Origin of the sequence: Acidovorax radicis, from assembly GCF_020510705.1 — a bacterium.
In the GTDB taxonomy this organism is placed as follows: Bacteria; Pseudomonadota; Gammaproteobacteria; order Burkholderiales; family Burkholderiaceae_C; genus Acidovorax; species Acidovorax radicis_A.
On the sequence record NZ_CP075184.1, the window covers coordinates 3018147 to 3040055 of the forward strand.

The 21909-nt window shown below is 64.8% G+C and carries 20 protein-coding genes, 1 pseudogene and 1 riboswitch; of the genes and pseudogenes, 19 read left to right on the forward strand and 2 right to left on the reverse strand.

Annotated elements, in window-relative coordinates; genetic code table 11:
* Positions 1-70: 70 nt before the first annotated feature.
* The 13 genes and pseudogenes from KI609_RS13755 to KI609_RS13815 all read left to right on the forward strand — a co-directional run bounded on the left by KI609_RS13755 (position 71) and on the right by KI609_RS13815 (position 12634).
* The gene (locus tag KI609_RS13755) at positions 71-343 is read left to right on the forward strand and encodes an oxidative damage protection protein (RefSeq protein WP_008904189.1); all 273 of its coding nucleotides are present in this window, start codon (positions 71-73) and stop codon (positions 341-343) included.
* Positions 344-580: 237 nt separating this feature from the next.
* Positions 581-652: pseudogene (locus KI609_RS23050) on the forward strand (oxidative damage protection protein); the annotation flags it as partial.
* Positions 653-852: 200 nt separating this feature from the next.
* Entirely contained in the window at positions 853-2772 is a 1920-nt protein-coding gene (mnmC, locus tag KI609_RS13765; RefSeq protein ID WP_226444071.1) for an FAD-dependent 5-carboxymethylaminomethyl-2-thiouridine(34) oxidoreductase MnmC, read from the forward strand.
* Positions 2773-3010: 238 nt separating this feature from the next.
* On the forward strand, positions 3011-3814 hold the full coding sequence (locus KI609_RS13770; protein WP_226444073.1) for a sulfite exporter TauE/SafE family protein: 804 nt from the start codon (positions 3011-3013) through the stop codon (positions 3812-3814).
* A 15-nt stretch (positions 3815-3829) separates the two neighbouring features.
* Positions 3830-5626 (forward strand): nitrite/sulfite reductase, encoded by a 1797-nt coding sequence (locus tag KI609_RS13775; protein WP_226444075.1) that lies wholly within the window; start codon positions 3830-3832, stop codon positions 5624-5626.
* Positions 5627-5643: 17 nt separating this feature from the next.
* Entirely contained in the window at positions 5644-6039 is a 396-nt protein-coding gene (locus KI609_RS13780; protein ID WP_226450402.1) for a DUF934 domain-containing protein, read from the forward strand.
* Positions 6040-6059: 20 nt separating this feature from the next.
* Positions 6060-6686 (forward strand): phosphoadenosine phosphosulfate reductase family protein, encoded by a 627-nt coding sequence (locus KI609_RS13785; protein WP_226444077.1) that lies wholly within the window; start codon positions 6060-6062, stop codon positions 6684-6686.
* Between the two features lie 24 nt (positions 6687-6710).
* Entirely contained in the window at positions 6711-7682 is a 972-nt protein-coding gene (cysD, locus tag KI609_RS13790; protein WP_226444079.1) for a sulfate adenylyltransferase subunit CysD, read from the forward strand.
* Between the two features lie 14 nt (positions 7683-7696).
* Complete coding sequence (locus KI609_RS13795) at positions 7697-9064, forward strand: sulfate adenylyltransferase subunit 1 (protein ID WP_226444081.1); 1368 nt, start codon at positions 7697-7699, stop codon at positions 9062-9064.
* Positions 9065-9178: 114 nt separating this feature from the next.
* Entirely contained in the window at positions 9179-9508 is a 330-nt protein-coding gene (gene fdxA / locus KI609_RS13800; protein WP_226444083.1) for a ferredoxin FdxA, read from the forward strand.
* A gap of 150 nt (positions 9509-9658) precedes the next feature.
* Positions 9659-10696: an NAD(P)/FAD-dependent oxidoreductase gene (locus tag KI609_RS13805; RefSeq protein ID WP_226450404.1), complete on the forward strand. Its 1038-nt coding sequence runs from the start codon at positions 9659-9661 to the stop codon at positions 10694-10696.
* A 73-nt stretch (positions 10697-10769) separates the two neighbouring features.
* A complete protein-coding gene (locus KI609_RS13810; protein WP_226444086.1) occupies positions 10770-11162 on the forward strand; it encodes a hypothetical protein in 393 nt (130 codons plus the stop codon).
* A 28-nt stretch (positions 11163-11190) separates the two neighbouring features.
* Positions 11191-11296: riboswitch (TPP riboswitch) on the forward strand.
* Positions 11297-11356: 60 nt separating this feature from the next.
* Positions 11357-12634, forward strand: coding sequence for a purine-cytosine permease family protein (locus KI609_RS13815; RefSeq protein WP_226444088.1), 1278 nt, complete (start codon positions 11357-11359; stop codon positions 12632-12634).
* Between the two features lie 92 nt (positions 12635-12726).
* Here KI609_RS13815 and thiD read toward each other — a convergent pair whose 3' ends face one another.
* Positions 12727-13587: a bifunctional hydroxymethylpyrimidine kinase/phosphomethylpyrimidine kinase gene (gene thiD, locus KI609_RS13820; RefSeq protein ID WP_226444091.1), complete on the reverse strand. Its 861-nt coding sequence runs from the start codon at positions 13585-13587 to the stop codon at positions 12727-12729.
* Between the two features lie 267 nt (positions 13588-13854).
* Here thiD and KI609_RS13825 point away from each other — a divergent pair, with 267 nt between their 5' ends.
* From KI609_RS13825 to KI609_RS13840, 4 genes are read left to right on the forward strand one after another with little or no spacing between them, the layout of a single operon-like run.
* A complete protein-coding gene (locus KI609_RS13825) occupies positions 13855-14988 on the forward strand; it encodes an FAD-dependent oxidoreductase (RefSeq protein ID WP_226444093.1) in 1134 nt (377 codons plus the stop codon).
* Positions 14985-15182: a sulfur carrier protein ThiS gene (gene thiS, locus KI609_RS13830; protein ID WP_226444095.1), complete on the forward strand. Its 198-nt coding sequence runs from the start codon at positions 14985-14987 to the stop codon at positions 15180-15182. Before KI609_RS13825 ends, thiS begins: the two co-directional genes overlap by 4 nt.
* Before the next feature lie 10 nt (positions 15183-15192).
* Positions 15193-16002 carry a thiazole synthase gene (locus KI609_RS13835; protein ID WP_226444097.1) on the forward strand — a complete coding sequence of 270 codons (810 nt, stop codon included), beginning with the start codon at positions 15193-15195 and terminating at the stop codon, positions 16000-16002.
* Positions 15995-16912 (forward strand): thiamine phosphate synthase, encoded by a 918-nt coding sequence (locus tag KI609_RS13840; RefSeq protein WP_226444099.1) that lies wholly within the window; start codon positions 15995-15997, stop codon positions 16910-16912. Before KI609_RS13835 ends, KI609_RS13840 begins: the two co-directional genes overlap by 8 nt.
* A gap of 212 nt (positions 16913-17124) precedes the next feature.
* On the opposite strand, the gene KI609_RS13845 is transcribed toward KI609_RS13840, so the two are convergent.
* Positions 17125-19314: a FimV family protein gene (locus KI609_RS13845; protein WP_226444101.1), complete on the reverse strand. Its 2190-nt coding sequence runs from the start codon at positions 19312-19314 to the stop codon at positions 17125-17127.
* A 72-nt stretch (positions 19315-19386) separates the two neighbouring features.
* On the opposite strand from KI609_RS13845, the gene KI609_RS13850 reads away from it, so the two are divergent.
* Both KI609_RS13850 and KI609_RS13855 read left to right on the forward strand, forming a co-directional pair.
* Entirely contained in the window at positions 19387-20910 is a 1524-nt protein-coding gene (locus tag KI609_RS13850; protein ID WP_226444103.1) for a 3-hydroxyacyl-CoA dehydrogenase, read from the forward strand.
* 30 nt (positions 20911-20940) lie between these two features.
* Positions 20941-21720 carry an oxepin-CoA hydrolase, alternative type gene (locus tag KI609_RS13855; RefSeq protein ID WP_226444104.1) on the forward strand — a complete coding sequence of 260 codons (780 nt, stop codon included), beginning with the start codon at positions 20941-20943 and terminating at the stop codon, positions 21718-21720.
* Positions 21721-21909: the final 189 nt, after the last annotated feature.

Below are 21909 nucleotides of genomic sequence, written 5' to 3' on the forward strand. Positions count from 1 at the left end.
GATTTCAGTTCTTTATATCCAAATCGTCTGAGCAGGCGTTTTTCTGCTCACCCATTACAAGGAAACCCCCATGGCGCGCACTATTCAATGCATCAAGCTCGGCAAGGAAGCGGAAGGCCTCGACTTTCCTCCCTACCCCGGCGAGCTGGGCAAACGTATCTGGGAAAGCGTGAGCAAGGAAGCCTGGGCCGACTGGCTCAAGCACCAGACCATGCTGGTCAACGAGAACCGCCTGAACCTGGCCGACGCCCGCGCCCGCCAATACCTGGCCCGGCAAATGGAAAACCACTTTTTTGGCGGCGGCGCAGACGCCGCGGCGGGCTACGTCCCGCCCAGCGCGTAACGAAGCGAAGCGCAGTGCAGCGCTGCCAAAGCGGTTTCGCCAAAACCACTTTTTTGGCGGCGGCGCAGACGCCGCGGCGGGCTACGTCCCGCCCAGCGCGTAACGAAGCGAAGCGCAGTGCAGCGCTGCCAAAGCGGTTTCGCCAAAACCACTTTTTTGGCGGCGGCGCAGACGCTGCGGCGGGCTATGTCCCGCCCAGCGCATAACGAAGCGAAGCGCAGTGCAGCGCTGCCAAAGCGGTTTCGCCAAAACCACTTTTTTGGCGGCGGCGCAGACGCTGCGGCGGGCTATGTCCCGCCCAGCGCATAACGAAGCGAAGCGCAGTGCAGCGCTGCCAAAGCGGTTTCGCCCAAATCACTTTTTTGGCGGTGGCGCAGACGCTGCGGTGCGGTCGGTCCCATGCAGCGATGGACGCAGCCATCTGAGCGGCCTTGGCATACGGCGTGTCATGCATCGCTGCGACATCACGCGTCAGACCTGTTCCATGAATTTTCACCCCACGACACCAAATGCCTGAGCGTATTGACTGGCTACCGGACGGCACTCCGTTCAGCCCCCGCTTCGGCGACCGCTATCACAGTGAGAACGGGGGCCTGGAGCAGGCCCTCCAGGTGTTTCTGCACGGTTGCGGCCTGCCTGCGGCGTGGGCAGGGGCGGCACAGTGGCGCATTCTCGAAACCGGGTTCGGCTTCGGGCTGAACTTTCTGGTCACCTGGGCCGCTTGGCGCGCCGATCCACAGCGCCCTCGCATCCTGCATTTCGTGTCCACGGAAGCCTGGCCCGTCAGCGCGGCCGATCTGTTGCGTGCCACCTGCGCGCACCCCGAGCTGGCCTCGCTGGCGCAAGAACTGCACGACCAGTTCTGGGGTTTGCTGCCGGGCGTGCATCGCCTGGCCTTCGAGGGCGGGCGCGTCCTGCTCACCCTGGGTATCGGCGACGCTCAAACCCTGTTGCGCCAACAGGACTGGACCGTGGACTCGGTCTATCTGGACGGCTTCAGCCCGCAGCGCAACCCTGACATCTGGGACTTGTACACACTGAAAGCCGTGGCCCGCTGCTGCCACCGGGGCACGCGCCTGGCCACCTGGACCATTGCGCGCGCCGTGCGCGATGCGCTCACACAATGCGGCTTCGAGGTCCACAAGGTGCCAGGGGTGCCCCCCAAGCGCGACAACCTCAATGCCCTCTTCAACCCCCGCTGGGAGCCGCGCACCGCGCGGCCAGCGGCACCAGGCACCGGGCCCGCAGCGCCCGCCCGCTGCATCGTCATTGGAGGCGGGCTGGCGGGCGCTGCCACCGCCGTCAGCCTGGCACGGCGCGGCTGGCAGGTGCAGGTGCTGGATGCCGCGGCAGCCCCGGCGGCAGGCGCATCCGGCCTGCCCGTCGGCCTGTTTGCGCCCCACCTCTCGCCCGACGACAACGTTTTCTCGCGCGTGTCGCGCAGCGGCGTGCGCGCCATGCTGCAGCAATCGCAGGCGCTGCTGCAGCAGGGCGTGGACTGGAATCCCTGCGGCGTGCTGGAGCGTCGGCCCGACCAGAACCTGGGCTTGCCCAAGGACTGGGAGCCCGGCCCAGGTGCCGACTGGAGCCAGGCGGCCAACGCCCAGACACTGCAGGCCGCCGGGCTGGCGTCAGACACCCCTGCTTGCTGGCATGTGCGTGCAGGCTGGGTACGGCCCGCCCGGTTGGTGCAGGCCCTGCTGGCCCAACCCGGCATTGAATGGCGGCCCCACACCCCCGTGGCCCGCCTGCAGAAAGCCCCCGGCGCCACCGACACCGACACCGCCCCGCTGTGGCGTGCCGTGGATACGCAAGGGCAAACACTGGCTGAGGCCGAATGCGTGGTGCTGGCAGCGGGGCCGGCCTGCAACGCCCTGCTGGCGCGATCAGCAGCGCCCGGACTTCCGCTGCAACCCGTTCGCGGCCAGCTGTCGTGGGGCGTGCAAGGCGCCACGATGTCGGGGTTGCCGCCCTTTCCTGTCAATGGCAATGGTGGCCTGGTGGCCCATGTGCCCCATGAAGACGGCCTGGCCTGGCACATGGGTTCCACCTTCGAGCGCGACGTGGACACCCTGCCGCTGGGGCCCGCCGAGGTCGCTGCAGCACACGCCACCAATTGGCAGCGCCTGCAGGAACTCGTGCCCGGCGCCAGTCCCGCGCTGCAGGCGGCATTCGCTGCCCCCTCACCCACCGACGCGGGGGCCGTGCGCGCCTGGGCCAGCGTGCGCTGCACCTCCACCGACCGCCTGCCCATCGTCGGCCCCATCGATGCCGACGCCCTGCCCGGCCTGTGGGTCAACACCGCCATGGGCGCGCGCGGGTTGACGCGGGCAGTGCTGTGCGGCGAACTGCTGGCCGCGCGCCTGCAGGGCGAACCGCTGCCAATCGATGCCAGACTGGCACGCGCCATGGGGACCGAGCGGATCTAGGAGGCTGCCGGACTTGGAAATCGTCGGCTGCAAATCCAACAGCCTCCTAGCCTCATACCCGCCCACCACGCACGCAGAGGGCCTCCATGTGGTGCCGCGCCCACAGCCTGCGCCACATCGGCATCACACCGGTCAAACCGCCGCCAGGCCGCGCCAGCATTGGCGCATAAGCTTATTCGCATAAGAGCAGCACGAAACAATCGTTTGTTTCCATAAGCGCGGCCTCTACATTCGCGGCATGCATGAATTGGCGTTTGTTTTTGCAGGCTTTGCGATCGGGCTGATCGTGGGACTGACTGGCGTGGGCGGTGGCTCACTGATGACGCCTGTGCTGATCTTCTTCTTTGGCGTCAAGCCCCATCTGGCCATCGGCACCGATCTGCTGTTCGCGGCATTCACCAAGCTGGGGGGCACGGTGGGCCTGGCCCGCAGGCGGATGGTGCCCTGGAGCGTGGTCGGCCTGCTGTGCGCGGGCAGCATTCCAGCAGCCCTGGGATCGTTGGCGCTGCTGCAGCACCTGGGCCCGACCAGCGAGCCGGTGCAACGCCTCATGACCACCACGCTGGGCGTCGCGCTGCTGCTGACTGCGGCAGCCACGCTCTACAAGGTGGTGGCTTTCTCGGCCCAGCGCCAGGCCGCCGAACAAGCCGCCCGCCAGGGCAGCGGCGCCGCCGCCACGCGGCCACGCCACTGGAGCCTGCCGGTGCTGCTGGGCGCCGTCATCGGCACGATGGTCACCTTTACCTCGGTGGGGGCTGGCGCCATTGGCGTCACGGTGCTGCTGCTGGTGTTTCCGCACCTGCCGCTGCCACGTATCATCGCCGCCGACATCGCTTACGCCGTGCCGCTCACGCTGGTGGCCGGCCTGGGCCATGCATCGCTGGGCTCGGTGGACTGGCCACTGCTGCTGCAGTTGCTGGCGGGCTCGCTGCCCGGCATCTGGCTGGGCTCGCGCCTGGTATCCCATACGCCTGAGCGGCTGATCCGCTCTGCCCTTTCGCTGCTGCTCGCCTGGGCGGGCGCCAAACTTGTTTTGATTTAAGAGGCTCGTTGCCCCATGTACCAATACACCCACTTCGACAAGCAATTCGTCAAACTGCGCGCTGAGCAGTTCCGCGACCAGATCGAACGCTGGCAGCGCGGCGAGCTGACTGACGAACAGCTTTTGCCGCTGCGCCTGCAAAACGGCTGGTACATCCAGCGCTACGCGCCCATGGCGCGCATTGCCGTGCCCTATGGCGAAATCAGCAGCACGCAGTTGCGCACGCTGGCCCACATCGCACGCGAATACGACAAGCCCGCACCTGAATTGCTGGCCCATGCCCAGGCCACACAAGACGCATTGCAAAACGCGCAGCCCGGCACCACGCTGCCTGCCGCGCCGCTGCGCTATGGCTACGGCCACTTCACCACGCGCACCAATGTGCAGTTCAACTGGATTCCCATCACCCGCGCCGCCGACGTGATGGACCTGCTGGCCAGCGTGAGCATGCATGGCATTCAGACCAGCGGCAACGACATCCGCAACATCACCTGCGACGCGCTCGAAGGCATCGCCGAAGACAGCATCGTCGATACCCGCCCGTTTGCCGAAATCACGCGCCAGTGGAGCTCGCTGCACCCCGAGTTCACCTACCTGCCGCGCAAGTTCAAGATCGCCTTCAATGGCGCCGCAGAAGACCGCGCCGCCATCGGCTGGTATGACGTCGGCCTGCAGGCCCGCCGCGCCGACGACGGCAGCGTGGGGTTCACGGTGAAGGTGGGCGGCGGCATGGGCCGCACGCCCATCATTGGCAGCGTGGTGCGCGAATTTTTGCCCTGGGACCAGTTGCTCAATTACATCGAGGCCATTGTTCGCACCTACAACAGCTACGGCCGGCGCGACAACAAATGGAAGGCGCGCATCAAGATTCTGGTCAAGAGCGAAGGCCAGAACTTCATCGACGCGGTGGAGAAGGAATACAAGGACATCGTCGAGCTCGACGGCGCGCCCCACACCATCACGCAGGACGAGCTGGACCGGGTCACCCGCAATTTCGTGGTGCCCGAACTGAAAGCCGCCAACCTGCCGTCCAAGGTCAACACCGAGGGCCAGCTCTATCAGCGCTGGCTGCAGCAAAACGTGCGCGGCCACCGCTTGCCTGGCCTCAAGACGGTCACCCTGTCGTTCAAGCGCCCCGGTTTTGCCACCGGCGATGCCGACGCCGACACCCTGGACGCGCTGGCCCAGCTGGCCGAGCAGTTCAGCGCTGCCGAGGCGCGCCTGACCCACGAACAAAACCTCATGCTGCCCTGGGTGCATGAGAGCGACCTGCCCGCACTGTACGACGCGGCGCGCGCCCTGGGCCTGGCGCAGCCCAACATCGGCTTGCTGACCGACATGATCGTCTGCCCGGGCGGCGACTTTTGCTCGCTGGCCAACGCACGCTCGCTGCACATCGGTGCTGCCGTGACAGATCGCTATCAGGACCTGGACGAGCTGTTCGACCTGGGCCCCATCGACCTGCACATGAGCGGCTGCATCAACTCGTGCGGCCACCACCACAGCGGCCACATCGGCATTCTAGGTGTCGACAAGGACGGCAAGGAGTGGTATCAGATCACGCTGGGCGGTTCGGACGGCACCACGCTGTCTGGCCCCGCGATTGGCGGCAAGGTGGTCGGCCCGTCGTTCACGGCGGCCGAAGTGCCCGATGTGATCGAGGCCCTGCTCGCCACCTTCCGCACACTGCGCAAGCCGGGCGAGCTGTTCATCGACGCCCTGCGCCGCATTGGCCACGAGCCCTTCAAGCAGGCGGCCAACAGCGCACGCCGCCCCAAGGCCGACCAGGAAGCCCTGACTGAACAAGACTGAGAGAGCGATTGATGACTATGAAAATAATAGCTGCTGGCGCTTTATCCACGGGCGCTGAAGCCGAAAAAACCTTGCAAATCACCAACGACGCCGATTTGGCCGATCTGGTGACCAGCGGCGCGCTCGAAGGCGTGCAATGTGTGGAACTGCAGTTCCCCAAATTCACGGACGGCCGCGCGTACAGCCAGGCCTTGCTGCTGCGCCGGCGCTACCGCTTCACTGGCGACATCCGCGCCACAGGCGATGTGCTGATTGACCAGCTGGTGCACATGCACCGCAGTGGATTCAGCAGCGCAGTGCTGGCGGAAGGCGTGGACCCCGCCGCCGCCCAGCGCCAGTTCGAACGCTTCGGCGATTTCTACCAGGGCGACGTGAACGAGCCGCGCCCCCTGTTTGCACGGGAGGCGGCATGAGCCATCCTGTGAGCCATCCAATGAACAGCAGCACCGACCTCGCGCAGGTCAATGCCACACTCGGCCACGATGCCCCCGGCCTGGTGGCATGGGCGCTCGGCCTGGGCCAACCGGCCATCGTCACCACCAACTTCCGCCCGTTCGAAGCGGTGATCCTGCACCTGGTCACGCGCGTGCAGCCCGATGTGCCGGTCATCTGGATGGACAACGGCTACAACACCGAAGCCACCTACCGTTTTGCCGACGAAGTGACCAAGCAGCTGGGGCTGAACCTGCACATCTACCTGCCGCGCCGCTCGCGCGCGCACCGTGAGGCCGTCGATGGCACCACGCCCGCGCTCGACGACCCGCGCCATGCCGCCTTTACCGAAGAGGTCAAGCTCGAACCCTTTGCCCGTGCCCTGCGCGAGACGGCCCCCAAGGTCTGGTTCACCGCGCTGCGCGCCACCGACACCGCCGTGCGCGCCCAGATGGAGCCCGTCAGCATCAACCCCGACGGCCTGATCAAGGTCGCGCCGCTGCTGCACTGGTCGTCCAAGGATCTGTACGAGTATTGCCAAAAGCACGGCTTGCCCAACAACTTCGACTACGTGGACCCGACCAAGGGCGAAGACCAGCGCGAGTGCGGACTCCACCTGGCCCACTGAACAAAGCGTGAAAAAACACTCGCCATGAATGCACGAACCACCCCTGACGTGATCCAGTCGGCCCTGAGCCAGGCCGCTGCACACCACCTGAGCAACGCCCACCTTGACGCGCTGGAAGAAGAAACCATCTTCATCCTGCGCGAGGTGGCCGCCGCCTTCGATCGCCCCGCCTTGTTGTTCTCGGGCGGCAAGGATTCGCTGGTCATGCTCAAGTGCGCCGAAAAAGCCTTTGGCACCAAGGCCAGCGGTGGCGGCATTCCCTACCCGCTCTTGATGATCGACACGGGCCACAACTTCCCCGAGGTCACGGACTTCCGCGACTTCCGTGCGAAGGAGCTGGGCGCCGAACTCATCGTGCGCAGCGTCGAAGATTCGATGGCGCGTGGCACCGTGCGCCTGGCCCATCCCGGCGAATCGCGCAACGTGCACCAGTCCGTCACGCTGCTCGAAGCGATTGAAGAGTTTCGGTTTGACGCCCTGATCGGCGGCGCCCGCCGCGACGAGGAAAAGGCCCGCGCCAAAGAGCGCATCTTTTCGCACCGCGACAGCTTCGGCCAGTGGCAGCCCAAGGCCCAGCGCCCCGAGCTGTGGACCCTGTTCAACACCCGCCTGCAGCCCGGCGAACACTTTCGCGTGTTCCCCATCAGCAACTGGACGGAGCTGGATGTGTGGCAGTACATCGACCGCGAGCAGATCGCGCTGCCCAGCATCTACTACACCCACAAGCGCAAGGTGGTGGACCGCCGGGGAATGCTGATGCCCGTCACCGAACTGACGCCCCCGCGCGACGGCGAGACCGTGGAGACCCGCGACGTGCGTTTTCGCACCGTTGGCGATATCACCTGCACCGCCCCGGTGGAGAGCACGGCGGCCACCGCAGCCGACATCGTGATCGAAACCCTGGCCGCCGACGTGAGCGAACGCGGCGCGACACGCATGGACGACAAGACCAGCGACGCTTCGATGGAGAAGCGCAAAAAAGACGGCTATTTCTGAGACGGGTATTTCTGATGACCACTACCAATTCGATAGCTGCCAGCGCTTACCCATCAATCGCCAGCGGCACAAATGACCATATTTCCGCGCTGAAATTCATCACCTGCGGCAGCGTGGACGACGGCAAAAGCACGCTGATCGGCCGCCTGCTGGTGGACAGCAAGGCCGTGCTGCAAGACCACCTCGCGGGCGTACAACGCCAGGGCGAGACCGATCTGGCCTTGCTGACCGACGGCCTCAGCGCCGAGCGCGAACAAGGCATCACCATCGACGTGGCCTACCGCTACTTCGCCACCGAAGAGCGCAAATTCATCATCGGCGACGCGCCGGGCCATGAGCAATACACGCGCAACATGGTCACTGCGGCCAGTAGCGCCGACGCGGCGGTGGTGCTGGTCGATGCCACCAAGCTCGACTGGAAGAACCCGCAGCTGGAGCTGCTGTCGCAGACGCGCCGCCACTCGCTGCTCGCCCACCTGCTGCGCGTGCACTCGTTGGTGTTTGCCGTGAACAAGCTCGACGCAGTGGAAGACCCCGCCCTGGCATGGACGCACATCCAGGGAGCGCTGACCACTTTTGCACAGGCCGCAGGCATCGCCGTGCGCGCCATGGTGCCGGTTTCAGCGCTCAAGGGCTGGAACGTGGTGGACGCCCATCCGGGCTGGAGCGGCTATGACGGCCCCACGCTGCTGCAAGTGCTGGAAGCACTGCCCAACACCCCCACCGACACGGACTTGCCGCTGGCCCTTCCGGTGCAATGGGTGGAGAAATCCTCGTCGTCGTCCGCCGACACCTCGCAGGGCCGCCGCGTTTTCTGGGGCCGTGTGGCCGCAGGGCAAGTGGCCCCTGGCACACCGGTGCAGGTGTTCCCCAGTGGCCAACTCGCCGCCGTGGCCCAGGTGCTGGACCATGCACGCCGCCCCGGGGGGGTTGGTGCGGGCCAAAGCGCCGGCATCATCCTCGACCGCGAGGTGGACGTCTCGCGGGGCGACTGGATCCTGGCCGCACCAACTGCCGCCGCCCCCGCTGAGGATGACTTCGACACGCCTGCCAGCGTGCCCGCATGGCCCGCCAGCCGCGAGTTGCGCACCACCGTGGCATGGATGGACGATGAGCCCCTGGTCGCCGGACGCGTGTATTGGGCGCTGCACGGCCACCGCTGGGTGAAAGCCAAGGTGAAGGCTGTGGTGCACAAGCTCAACATCAACACGCTGGCCGAAGAGGCCGCCACGCAACTGGATCCCAACGCCATCGGCCACGTGGATCTGCTGCTGCAAGAAGCCCTGCCCGCAACGGCGTTCAGCCAGGCGCGTGTGCTGGGTTCGATGATTCTTGTCGACACTGCCAGCCACAAAACGGCGGCGGCCGTGCTGGTCAATTGACCCACATCAACCGATCAACACCCAAGTCACCCCACCGGGGTGAGGGCCCCTGTAACCAATGTCGGTGAAAGCTCCTAAAATCGAGGGTTTTCACCGCCCCACACAACTGCTGCCATGACCCACGTCGTTTCCGAAAACTGCATCAAGTGCAAGTACACCGATTGTGTGGATGTGTGCCCCGTGGACTGCTTCCGCGAAGGTCCGAACATGCTCGTCATCGACCCCGATGAGTGCATCGATTGCGCCGTCTGCATCCCCGAGTGCCCCGCCAACGCCATTTTTGCCGAAGAAGACCTGCCTGCAGACCAGGTCGCGTTCATCAAGCTCAACGCCGACCTCGCCTTTGCCGATGGCTGGAAGAGCATCACCAAACGCAAGGCCGCTCTGCCCGACGCAGACGAGTGGAACGGCAAGCCCGGCAAGATCAGCGACCTGGCCAAGTGACGCCTGCCCTGAGCCGCTGCGCGCCTTCCTCCTGGGGGACATGCCACCGGCGGCCTGGCAAGGCGGGCCCCGTGATGGCAGTGGCTAGCGGTGCGCCGGTTTACGGCCAGACGGCAGGCCCCACGGCCCTGGCTTGAATCGTCAGACATGATGGAAGAAACAGATGCCGTCGTCATCGGCGCAGGCCCCGTGGGTCTGTTCCAGGTGTTCCAGCTCGGCCTGCAAGGCCTCAAGGCCCATCTGATCGACGCGCTGCCCCATGCGGGCGGCCAATGCGTCGAACTGTATGGCGACAAACCCATCTACGACATTCCGGGCGTGCCCGTGTGCACCGGGCGCGAGCTGGTGGCGTTGCTGCTCAAGCAGATCGCCCCTTTTGCGCCGCACTGGCATTTGGGCTCGATGGTCTCATCCCTCGCACCCCAGCCCGATGGGCGCGTGCTGGTGCAAACAGATACCGGCGCAATGCTGCTGGCCCGCGCTGTTTTCGTTGCCGCAGGTGTCGGCGCCTTTGTGCCGCGCACGCTCAAGACCGAAGGCATTGAAGTGTTTGTCGGCACGCAGGTTTTCTACCAATCGCTGCCCACAGGGTTCGACACCGCAGGCCGCCATGTCGTTGTGCATGGTGGTGACGAAAGCGCCGTGGCCTGTGCCCTCGACCTGGCCGAACGCAGCCCTGCAACACGCATCACGCTCTTGCACCGCCGCGACGTGTTTCAGGCGCCAGACGCCTTGCTACAACGCCTGCAGCACCAGCGCGACACCGGGCGCATCGTTGTCGAAGCGGTTCAGATCACCGGCATCGACACCACCCATGACCACCTCAATGCGTTGAGGGTGGTCGATGCAGAAGGCGCCCAGCGCGCCCTGGCGCTTGATGTACTGGTTGCCGTGCTCGGCCTCTCGCCCCGACTCGGTCCCCTTGCAGATTGGGGCCTGGCCATGGAGCGCAAACAACTCGTGGTGGACCCCGCCACCTTCGCCACCAGCGTGCCCGGCATCTATGCCGTGGGCGATATCGTCACCTACCCGGGCAAACGCAAGCTCATCCTCAGCGGCTTCCACGAAGCCACGCTGGCCGCCTTCGGCGCCGCCGAGTGGCTGGCGGGACACAAGCTGCCGTTGGAGTACACGACAAGCAGTGCGAAGCTGCAGGGGTTGTTGGGGGTTGCTGCGGCACAGAGCTGACAGACGGGGTTTGCCGCAGCCGCACGGCGTCAAAGGTTTGCCGTGTCTTGGTTTGCCCCCCAGAGAGGCTTCAATGTTTGTGCTGCCCACACTCATCTTCCCGCTGGTTTTTGGTCTTGCGATCTATCGCCTCTACCAGATTCCCCGCAAGCTTTGGTCCGGTGAGTTGCGGCTTCCTGGCACGCAACGCATGGTCTTGCTGAGCGCAACGGCAGGCGCATATCTGGTGCTGTTGGTCTACACCATCGCACTGGCCACGCTGTTTTTGCGCGCCCTCTTTTTGTCCGCTGATCAAGGCTCGGCATACATTGCACTGTTCGCGTATCTGGCTGCCTATCCATTTGTCTACTTCGGCGCAGCATGGATTTTTTACTACGGCCTCGGGGCAGATTCGCGATCAGGCCAACAGAATTGTCGAGAGCAATCCACACGGCAAAGCGCCAAGGGCAGCGGAACACTGCACTAAAATCCGCCCCGCACCACTGCAAGCCTGGTGCATTCGCTAGGGGTGTCCACTGCCGACGTTGGCAGGCGGGCTGAGAGAGTCCCTTTGAACCTGATTGAGATCATCCTCGCGCAGGGAAGCCCGTCTGAAACGCCACGCCACACGCAGCGCGGGGCACGGGTCTTTCTTGCGCCACAGGAGCCAAGGAGTCCACATTGAGCACACACGACAACGCATCCGCCAATGAGGCGCTGACACCGGTTTCCACCGCGCAGCGCGTTTTTCGCTGGCACGACCATGCCTCGTTGTGGTTCAGTCTGGGCGTGGGCCTGCTGGTGATGCAGGTGGGTGCCTATCTGATACCAGCGCTGGGTACTCAGGAAGCGGTGTTGTCCATTGTGGCGGGTTCGGTAATAGGGGCGGGATTGCTGGGTTGGGTGGCAAAAATAGGCTGCGAGAGTGGACTGGCCAGCGCCGGCTTGATGCATGCGGTGTATGGCCGCGCGTTCGCGCGGTTGCCCATCGTGCTGAACATCGTGCAGCTAATTGGCTGGGGTACTTTCGAGCTGGTGGTGATGCGCGATGCCACAGTGTCCATCGGGCGCCAGTCGGGCGCCATGGCGGCCGCCTATTGGCCAACACTGGCCACGCTGCTGTGGGGAGGCGTGATCACGCTGCTGATCAGCGGCTCTATGGTGCAGCTGGTGCGGCGCATCATTGCCCGTGTCGCACTGCCGCTGGTGGTGTTGTCGCTGCTGTGGCTGAGCTGGCAATTCCTCGGATTGGCCCACGCGCAGGGGCTGGAGCAGTTGTGGCAGCGGCGCGGCGAAGGCGGCATGGGTGTGATGCCGGCGCTGGACCTGGTGATTGCCATGCCGATTTCGTGGCTCCCGTTGGTGGCCGACTACGCGCGCCACGGCAAAAACGGCAGTGCCGCGCTGCGTGGCACCTGGGCCGGTTATGCGCTGGCCAACGTGTGGTGTTATGCATTGGGCGTGCTGGTGGCGCTGACGCTGCCCAGCGAGGATTTGGTGACCGCGCTGCTGCTGGCGCAGGGCGGGCTGATTGCGCTGTCGCTGATTCTGATCGACGAGGTAGACAACGCCTATGGCGACACGTACTCGGGCGCGGTGTCGGCCCACAGCCTGCTGCCACGCTGGAGCGTGCGCCAATGGGGCCTGGGCGTGGCGGTGCTCTGCACGCTGATGGCGCTGGTGCTGCCGATGCACAGCCTGGAGCCCTTCCTGCTGATGCTCAGCTCCGTGTTCGTGCCACTTTTTGGTGTGATTCTGGGGCGCCTGGCCTTCGGCGCCGACGCGGCGGCCATGCTGCAACGCGCAGGCAAAGCGCATGCCGCACCCATCGCCATCTGGCTGGCGGGCATCGCGTTCTACCACCTGCTGCCCACGGTGGCCCCGGCGCTGGGGTCAGCACTGCCGACACTGGCACTGAGCTTTGTGCTGGCCTGGGGTACACGGCCACGCGGGGTCTGACGGGCTTTGGTTGCTTCTTTTCTGATTGCTTCTTTTTTGATAGCTACTTGCGCTTGATGGATAAGCGCCAGAGCCAGAAAACACTTAAAAACCTACAACACCACCTGTGCCACTGGCGCATAACCGTGATTGAGCGGGCCGTGGCCCTTGCCGGTGTGTACGGCGGCGCCTGCCTGGATAGCCCCCAGGATGTAGGTGCGCGCGCGCTCCACCGCCTCGGGCAGCGCGTGGCCCAGGGCCAGCTGCGCGGCAATGGCCGACGACAGCGTGCAACCTGTGCCATGGCCGTTGTGCGTGGCAATACGTGGCGAGCGCAGGTGTCGAAGCGTGCCATCGGACAGCGCGAGCACGTCCACCACCTCATCACCCGGCAAGTGCCCGCCTTTGAGCAGCACGGCCTGCGCACCGAGCGTGAGCAAAGCGCGGGCAGCGTCGTCCAGCGCACTGATACCGGGGATGGGGCGGCCCAGCAGCAACGCCGCTTCGTCCAGATTGGGCGTGACCACGGTGGCCAGCGGGAACAGGTCGCGCACCAGCACCTGCACGGTTTCTTGGGCCATGAGCCGGTCACCGCTGGTGGCCACCATCACCGGGTCAAGCACCACATGCGGCAAGTGATACCGCCGAATGGCATCGACCACCACGGCAACCACCTCGGGTGCATGCAGCATGCCGATTTTCACGGCATCCACGCCGATGTCTTCCACCACGGCGTCGATCTGCGCGCGCAGCATGTCGGGCGGCACGCCGTGGATGGCACGCACGCCCTGCGTGTTCTGCGCGGTGAGGGCGGTGATGGCCGTCATGCCATAACAACCGAGAGCGCTGAAAGTCTTCAGGTCGGCCTGGATGCCGGCACCACCGCCGCTGTCAGACCCCGCGATGGACAAGACACGTGCGTAGCGAAGGAGTGGCTGGTGCTCAGAGCTGACAATGGGAGTGGAAGAAGTCATGCAAAAATTATGGCCTATGCGCCAGGTCAACAGACGCTTGTAAGGGATGTGCTGTAATTTGTTTTTCCGGACGAAACAGGGGTGTCCCGCCTTTATGGTGTGCGACTGAGAAATACCCTGGGGCCTGCTCAACGTGTCTTGCACCGCGTTGTGCACGACGGCCCCGCTACCCGATCCAGGTCATGCTGGCGTGGGGAGTTTCCACCAACGGCATAGCCCCGTTTTGTCCACTGTTGCCTTTCAGCACACGGACACAACGCCAGCCATATGCCACTTCCCCCCTCTTCCATTGTCATTTTGGGCGCCGGCCTGATGGGTCGATTACTCGCGGTCGAACTGGCCCGCCAGGGGCACCGCATCGATATTTATGACGCTGGCAGCCCCGCCGCAGAAGCCTCAGCCGCCCGGGTGGCTGCAGCCATGCTGGCCCCTTTGGCAGAGTCGGCGATCACCGAGCCAGGCGTCGTGCGCATGGGACACCACGGGCTCACCCGCTGGCCCCAGATGCTGGCGGCGTTGGCTGAGCCGGTGTTCTTTCAGCAGGCGGGCACTCTGATCGTGTGGCACCGCCAAGACGCCGCCGAGGCGCAGCGGCTCACGCGCCAGCTGGAAACCAATCAAACCATCGTGCCCGAGCTGCCCCCCCTGCAAAAGCTCGATGGCGCCGCACTCGCGCAGGCAGAGCCCACGCTGGCGAGCCGCTTTGCCCACGGCCTGTACCTGCCCGGTGAAGGCCAGCTCGACAACCGCCAGCTGCTGGCGGCTCTGGCGGTGGAAATGGACCGGCTATCGGTCCGCGCGCACTGGCACACACCACAGACTCCCGAGGCGTTCACGCCGGGCATGCCCGGCCAGCCGGACTGGGTTCTCGATTGCCGTGGCCTGGGCGCCAAGGGCCACTGGCCCGCACTGCGCGGTGTGCGCGGCGAGGTGGTGCGCATACACGCCCCCGACGTCACGCTGCAGCGCCCCACGCGGCTGGTGCACCCACGCTACCCCATCTACATAGCCCCCAAGGAAGACCACCTGTTCGTCATTGGCGCCACCGAGATTGAATCCGATGACATGTCTCCGGCCAGCGTGCGCTCCACCCTGGAACTGCTCAGCGCCGCGTATGCCGTTCACCCCGGTCTTGCAGAAGGCCGCATCCTGGAGCTGGCCACGCAATGCCGCCCCACGCTGCCCGACAACCTCCCGGCCATCCGGCAGCTGCGCGAGGGCGTGCTCGAAATCAACGGCCTGTACCGCCACGGCTTCATGATTGCCCCGGCCTTGCTGGATGTGGCGCTGGAAGTGCTGAACACGGGACAATCGGGGCTTTCGCAACGCTTTGATCTTGCGCTGGACCTGGAGCCCACTGCCGTGGCCCCGGCCGGCGCCGCTCTCCACGCTTTGGCATGAATATTTCGATCAATCAGATTCCCCACGAACTGCCCGACAACGCCACGGTGGCCGACGCCGTGGCCGCCCTTGCCGCGCGACCGCCCTTTGCCGTGGCCGTCAACACCCATTTCGTGCCCAACACACGCTACGCAGCCCACGTCCTCCAGCCGGGCGACCACGTCGAAATCATCTCCCCTGTGACCGGGGGCTGACCCCTTTGCCATGACACACAACCCTACATCCGACGCTCTGGTCCTTTACGGCCAGACCTTCTCCAGCCGCCTGTTGCTGGGCACTTCGCGATACCCATCGCCTGCCTTCCTGGAGGCCGCCGTGCAGCGCGCGCGCCCGGCCATGGTCACAGCATCCTTGCGCAGACAAGGCAGCAATCCTGCCGAAAGCGGCAGCAGCTTCTGGGAGCTTTTGCGCAAGCTCGACGTACCGGTGTTGCCCAACACCGCCGGCTGCTATAGCGCTCAGGAGGCCATCACTACCGCGCAGATGGCACGCGAAGTGTTCAACACCCCATGGATCAAGCTGGAGCTGATTGGGGACGACTACACCCTGCAGCCCGACACGCTGAACCTGGTGGGCGTGGCCGAACACCTGATCAAGGAGGGATTTCAGGTGCTGCCCTACTGCACGGAAGACCTGGTGCTCTGCCAGCGCCTCGTCGATGTCGGTTGCCAGGCGGTGATGCCATGGGCAGCCCCCATTGGCACGGGCCGTGGCCCTGTCAACCCCTATGCATTGCAGACTCTGCGAGAGCGCCTGAACGTTCCGATGCTGGTGGACGCAGGGCTGGGCCTGCCTTCTCATGCGTGCCAGGTGATGGAATGGGGTTATGACGGCGTGCTGCTCAACACCGCCGTGGCGCTAGCGCAGGACCCTGTCGCCATGGCGGGCGCATTTGCCGATGCGGTGAGCGCTGGGCGCACTGCCTACCGCGCTGGCGCCATGACCGCACAGGATTCAGCGCAGCCAAGCACCCCCGTGCTGGGCACGCCGTTCTGGCACCACGCCCATGCGTGATACCGCAGCGATGGCGCAAGCCATTCTTGAGCACCACGCAGCCACTTTTGCTGGGTTTTCACCCGAACCGACGCCAGAGCCAACCCGCAGCGAACCCGCCTACCTCGCAGCCCTCAGCGCCTGCAGCGCCCTCGGGTTTATCGCCCACGATGCCGAATGCCTTGCGCAGGCATGGCTGGCGCAGAGCCTGCGCACAGGCACATTTCAGGCCGATGCATGGCCTGACAACCCCGTTGATTTTGGCCTGCAGCCCCAGCCCAGGGCGCAGCAGTTCGCCGCATGCCCGCATCAGCTCGGCCTGTATGCCGTTTTGCCCGACGCGCAGTGGGTTGCCCGCATGGCCCGCACTGGCGTGCCCACCGTGCAGTTGCGCTTCAAATTCGACGACGCGGCAACCATTCAACATGAAGTGCAGGCCGCCGTTCGCGCCGTGCAAGGCACAGGGGCATTGTTGTTCATCAACGACCACTGGCGGGTAGCCATCGACGCCGGGGCGTATGGCGTCCACTTGGGGCAAGAAGATCTGGATGCCTTGAGCGCCCAAGAGCTGCAAACCCTTCGCGCCTCTGGTATCCGGCTCGGGGTGAGTACCCATGGATATGCAGAAATGGTGCGCGCAGACGCCGTCGGGCCAAGCTACATTGCCATGGGGGCGGTGTTCCCTACCACCCTCAAACGCATGGCCACCGCGCCACAAGGTGTTGGCAGGCTGGGGGTGTATGCGCGCCTGCTGCGCCACTACCCACAAGTCGCGATTGGCGGGATTGGACCCGAGCAGTTCGCGCCGGTGCTGGCCACAGGTGTCGGCTCCATCGCCGTGGTGAGAGCCCTCGTCAACGCAACGAATCCCGAAGAAGCCGCCGCTCAGCAGATGCGGCAAATGCAGCAGTTCACAACACGGTTGGCATAGCACCAGGGTTTTGTAGCTTCACATTAACGCTAGCGATTTGCCCGACGCGTGCGCGCTTGCGCCTTGTCGGTCGCCAGTTGTTGGGGAGCCGTCACCGCGCCATGCGGGGCGTTCAGCGAGACGGTTTCACTCGGTACGACGAATCCATGGTTTCCTGAGGGGATGCGTCGTGTGTGCGCCGTCGGCTTTCCTCCCACGAGCGAGCGAACCTGCTACTTGTTGTCGACCTTCTTCTGTTCCAGTTCCAGCCGCAGTTCCATCAGGTCATTGGCCATGCCAAACCCGACCGGCTGCCCGGCGGAAGGCGCTGCCGTCACCGGTACGGCGGGCAAATCGCTGAGCGTCAGGTGCACCGGCTCTGAGAGATCGAGGTCAAGCGGTATGCCCTGGCTGTCACCGCTGGTGCCGTAAGCAGGTGCGGCGGGTGCAGGTGAGTCGGCTGTGGCGGGCCCGGCGACAGACCGCTGCGGCAGCAGGTCAAAATCAAACTCCAGACTGGCAGCCAACGAATCCAGCGGAAGCTCCGCTGACGGCAAGACGGCCGAAGGCGCCTCATTGACCTGCGAGTCTGCCCTCGGGGGGGCCAAGGGTGTGGTCCGCTTTCGGGGAGGTGGAGCCCCCCGCGCGCTAGCGGGTGTGGTCTGCGCAATCGACAAAAGCAACAGGAGATCGTCGTAGGCCGCCAGATCAAAGGGCTCTACGCCGGTTGTATCCGCGCGCCGGAAAAGAAAGGCCTCAAGGAGCGGCAAAACGGCTGAGGTGGTCCACTCCGCCTCGATCTCTGCCAGGGCGTCGGTGTAGTGGTACAGCATGCGTCCCGTGCGATGAAAACCCGAGAACTCAGGCACCTGCGCATTGAAGAACTGCATGAACTGCGATCGCAGTTGCGCAAAATCGTCCACGCGGCTGAGCGTGTGATAAAGCCGCAAAAGTTCAAGATAAGCCAGCGGCGACCTTTCACGATGCTCGGCAATGTGTTTTCTCAAGACCTCAATGGCCTGCTGGTGCTCACCGACAGAGATGAAAAATTCGGCCTGCTGCTGAATGTCAAAAAGCTCTTCGGGGTTGACGAAATGCAGCGACGGGCGCGGGGCGGCAACAACCGGTGCGGCGCCCACCAAGGGCGCGGGGGCACTGGCCACGGGCCTTGTCGATACAAACGGCACCCGTGCTTCGGCGGCCACCGGCGCTGGGCGTGACGTGTCCGCATGCGCATCGGGCGTTGGCAATGTCTCCGGGGGGCCCCAGGTGTCTGCGGGATGCGGCGCAAGGCCCAACGCTGCCTCGTGGGCCGCCACGGCATCCCGCGAGCCCAGGGCCACCGAGTCGCGCCAAGCGCGCACAGCCATCTGTGACACATTGCGCAAGCGCGTCCAGACCCAAGCGGCAACCAACAACGCCAGCAGCAGCAATGCGCCAAGCACATACACCACCTTTGCCGGGAATCGCTCTTGCTCCACCCGCTCCAGTTGCTCGCGCAGCTGCGCAACGTCGGCTTGGTCTTTGATGGCCTGCTTGCGCACTGCGTCGGCGTTGGCCTCCAGCGTTTTCAACCGCTCGCCGTCCTTTTGCACATCTTCGGGCTGCGTATTCAACGACTTCCACAACGCCGTGGCCTGCGCACGCTGCGCCGAGGCGTCTTGTGACGGCGCCGTCAACAGCTCAGGGGTTGTGCGCAATGTCACCGGGCTCTCAAGCCAGGTGTCCAGCGGCTCCACCACAAGCCGCGCACGGCCGTCTGCGGGCGCTGTGGTGCCCGGAGCCTTTTGGGTTGTCGGCGCGCTCTTTGTCTTTGTGTCTGACAGCCGTGCAGGCGGGCTCTTCAGCGGCTTCGCAGGCACAGGCAAGAGCGCGGGTGGAGTGAAGGTTTCTTTTGGTTCGCGCGCCTTGGCCCGCGAACCCGAACGATTGTCCGCATTTTTCGACGCAGGCAGCAACGAACCCGCCGCCACAGCCACACCCGCAGCCACCGCCACATTGGGCAGGCGTGCAACATCCACGGGCGATGCCGACGAATAACGCGGCGCCGTCGTTGGCAGCTCGGAAAGGAAGGTGTAGGTGCGGGTCGTCTTGCCCGCACAGCCTGCAGACAGGGTGACCGTCAAAACAGGCTCATCCAGCGCGATCGACGCCAGAACACGCACACCGGAAGGACGGCCTCGCACCTCGGGCAAGGGCACTACGCGCACCTTGCTGTCACTTACCGCAGTGTCCCCCGCCATCAGCTTGGCAGTCACACACGACGAAGCAACATCCGCCCCCGGGTCGGGCTGAAGCTCGAACGACACGTCAATCGGAGCCCCCAACACCACCGCACCGCTACCGCCACCCAACGAGAGTGCCGAGGCGCCGGCTGCAACCGCCCACAAGCCAGGCCCCAAAATGGTGTTACGAATTTGCACAATAATTTCAATTCTTGGTCGAATAGATTCTTGCACAGAACCCCAGCGCAGTGCCAGAGCCATAATGCCGCTATGAAAATTCAGTTTTCCAACATTGCCGTCGTGGGCACGGGCGCCATGGGACGGGGTATTGCGCAAATTGCAGCCCAGGCCGGGAGCCAGGTTTTTCTGCTGGATGCCAACCCCGGCGCGGCCGAAGCCGCCAAAACCGCACTTCAACAACAATGGGGCAAGCTGGTCGCCAAAGGGCGACTGGAAGCCGACGAGGCTATCGCGCTGACGGCGCGGCTGCACCCCGTTGGATCGATGGCAGACCTGGGCGCGTGCGACCTGGTGGTGGAGGCCATCGTCGAGCGCCTGGACGCCAAACAGGCTCTTTTTTCCGGTCTGGAAGCCGTGGTGCGCAGCGACACCATTCTGGCCACCAATACCTCGTCGCTCTCGGTCACGGCCATCGGTGCCGCGCTGAAGCAGCCTGATCGGCTGGCTGGTTTTCATTTTTTCAACCCCGTCCCCCTCATGAAGGTGGTGGAAGTGATCGCGGGTCTCAAAACCGATCCGGCCGTGTGTTCCGCGCTGTCGGCCTATGCCGTGCAGATGGGCCACACCCCAGTGCAAGCGCAAGACACGCCTGGCTTCATTGTCAACCACGCGGGGCGCGGTTTTGGCACCGAGGCTTTGCGCATCGTGGGCGAAGGCGTGGCTGATTTCGCCACCATTGATCGCATCCTGCGCGACCAGGTCGGCTTCAAACTCGGCCCTTTCGAGTTGATGGACCTCACTGCCCTGGATGTGTCGCACCCCGTGATGGAATCCATCTACCGCCAGTACTACGACGAGCCACGTTTTCGGCCGAGCGTCATCACGGCCCAACGCCTGGCAGGCGGTATGGTGGGCAAAAAAGTCGGCGAAGGTTTTTACCGGTATGTGGACGGCGTTGCGCAGGTCCCGGCAGAGCCAGCCCCCCCCGTCGTCGACAACATAGCACCCGTGTGGGTGTCACCGCGCGCCGCACGCCGTGCAGAGCTGTACCAGTTGCTCAAGGACCTGGGTGCCACCATAGAAACCGGGCAATCGCCCTCCCCCCATGCCATCACGCTGGTGGCACCGCTGGGTTTTGACATCACCACCGTCGCCGTGGTCGAAAGGCTCGATCCGGCGCGCACCATCGGCATCGACATGCTCATCGATGACGCGGCCACCAAGCGCCGCGTGCTTGCCACCAACCCGGCCACGCGGCTGGACATTCGCAACGCAGCGCACGCGTTGTTTGCACGTGACGGCAAGGCAGTCAGCGTCATCCGCGACAGCGGTGGTTTTGTGACACAGCGCGTGGTGGCCACGATTGTCAACATCGCTAGCGACATCTGCCAGCAGGGCATCTGCAGCCCGCGCGACCTGGAAACAGCGGTGACGTTGGGCCTGGGCTACCCCCTGGGGCCGCTGGCCATGGGCGACCGCTGGGGCCCCACCAATATTCTGGAGGTGCTTTTCAACATGCAGACCGTGTACGGGGACACCCGCTACCGCCCCAGCCCGTGGCTGCGCCGCCGGGGTGCCATCGGGCTGAGTCTCACACACGTCGAAGACCACTGAGCCACCGAACCGGCGCAACCCAGCGACTCCATGCCCGCAGAACTTCAGAGCACCAGCCAGGGCCAGACCCTGATCCTGACCCTTCGCAACCCCGAGCGGCGCAATGCCATCGAGCCTGCCATGTACGCTGCAGGCATCGAAGCCTTGGGCGTGGCAGAGAGCAGCCCTGACATCCGCAGTGTGGTGATCACCGGGGCGGATGGCATGTTCTGCTCGGGTGGCAATTTGCAACGCCTGCTGGCCAACCGCGAACAGGCGCCACAAGTGCAGGCCCAAAGCATCGAAGGCCTGCACAACTGGATAGAAACCATCCGCACCTACCCCAAGCCGGTGATCGCCGCCGTGGAAGGCGCCGCAGCGGGCGCCGGGTTCTCGCTGGCGCTTGCATGTGACTTCATCGTGGCGGCACGCAATGCCGTGTTTGTCATGGCGTACAGCAACGTTGCCCTTTCACCCGACGGCGGCGCAAGCTGGAGTTTGGCACACGCCCTGCCCCGTCAGCTGGCCACGGAAATCCTCCTGTGTGGCGACCGTGTGGACGCGCCGCGCCTGCACACCTTGGGCGTGGTCAACCGACTCACAGAACCGGCCAATGCGCTGGGCGCGGCGCTGGCGCTCGCCGAGCAGCTCAACGCCCGCGCACTCAACGTCCTGGCCAGCATCAAGGAATTGCTGAACGAAGCGCCGCAGGCCAGCCTGACACAGCAACTGGGCATGGAACGCGATCATTTCGTGAAGAACCTGCACCACGCCAATGCGGGCGAGGGCATCAACGCATTTTTGGACAAGCGCGCGCCACGCTACGAATAGCACGGCCCACCCGCTGTGGGCATCAACCCCTACGTACACCACAGGCCCCGGGATGCTGCGCACAGCAACCCGGGGCCTTTTTTGCGTGCGCAGCCGGGCCAGGTCCCTGCTGATCCAGGAATCTCTGTTCGAAAGACACGCAGGTGACAACCCTGCCCCTGCACCCTGGTCCCTGACGCGACAATGGGC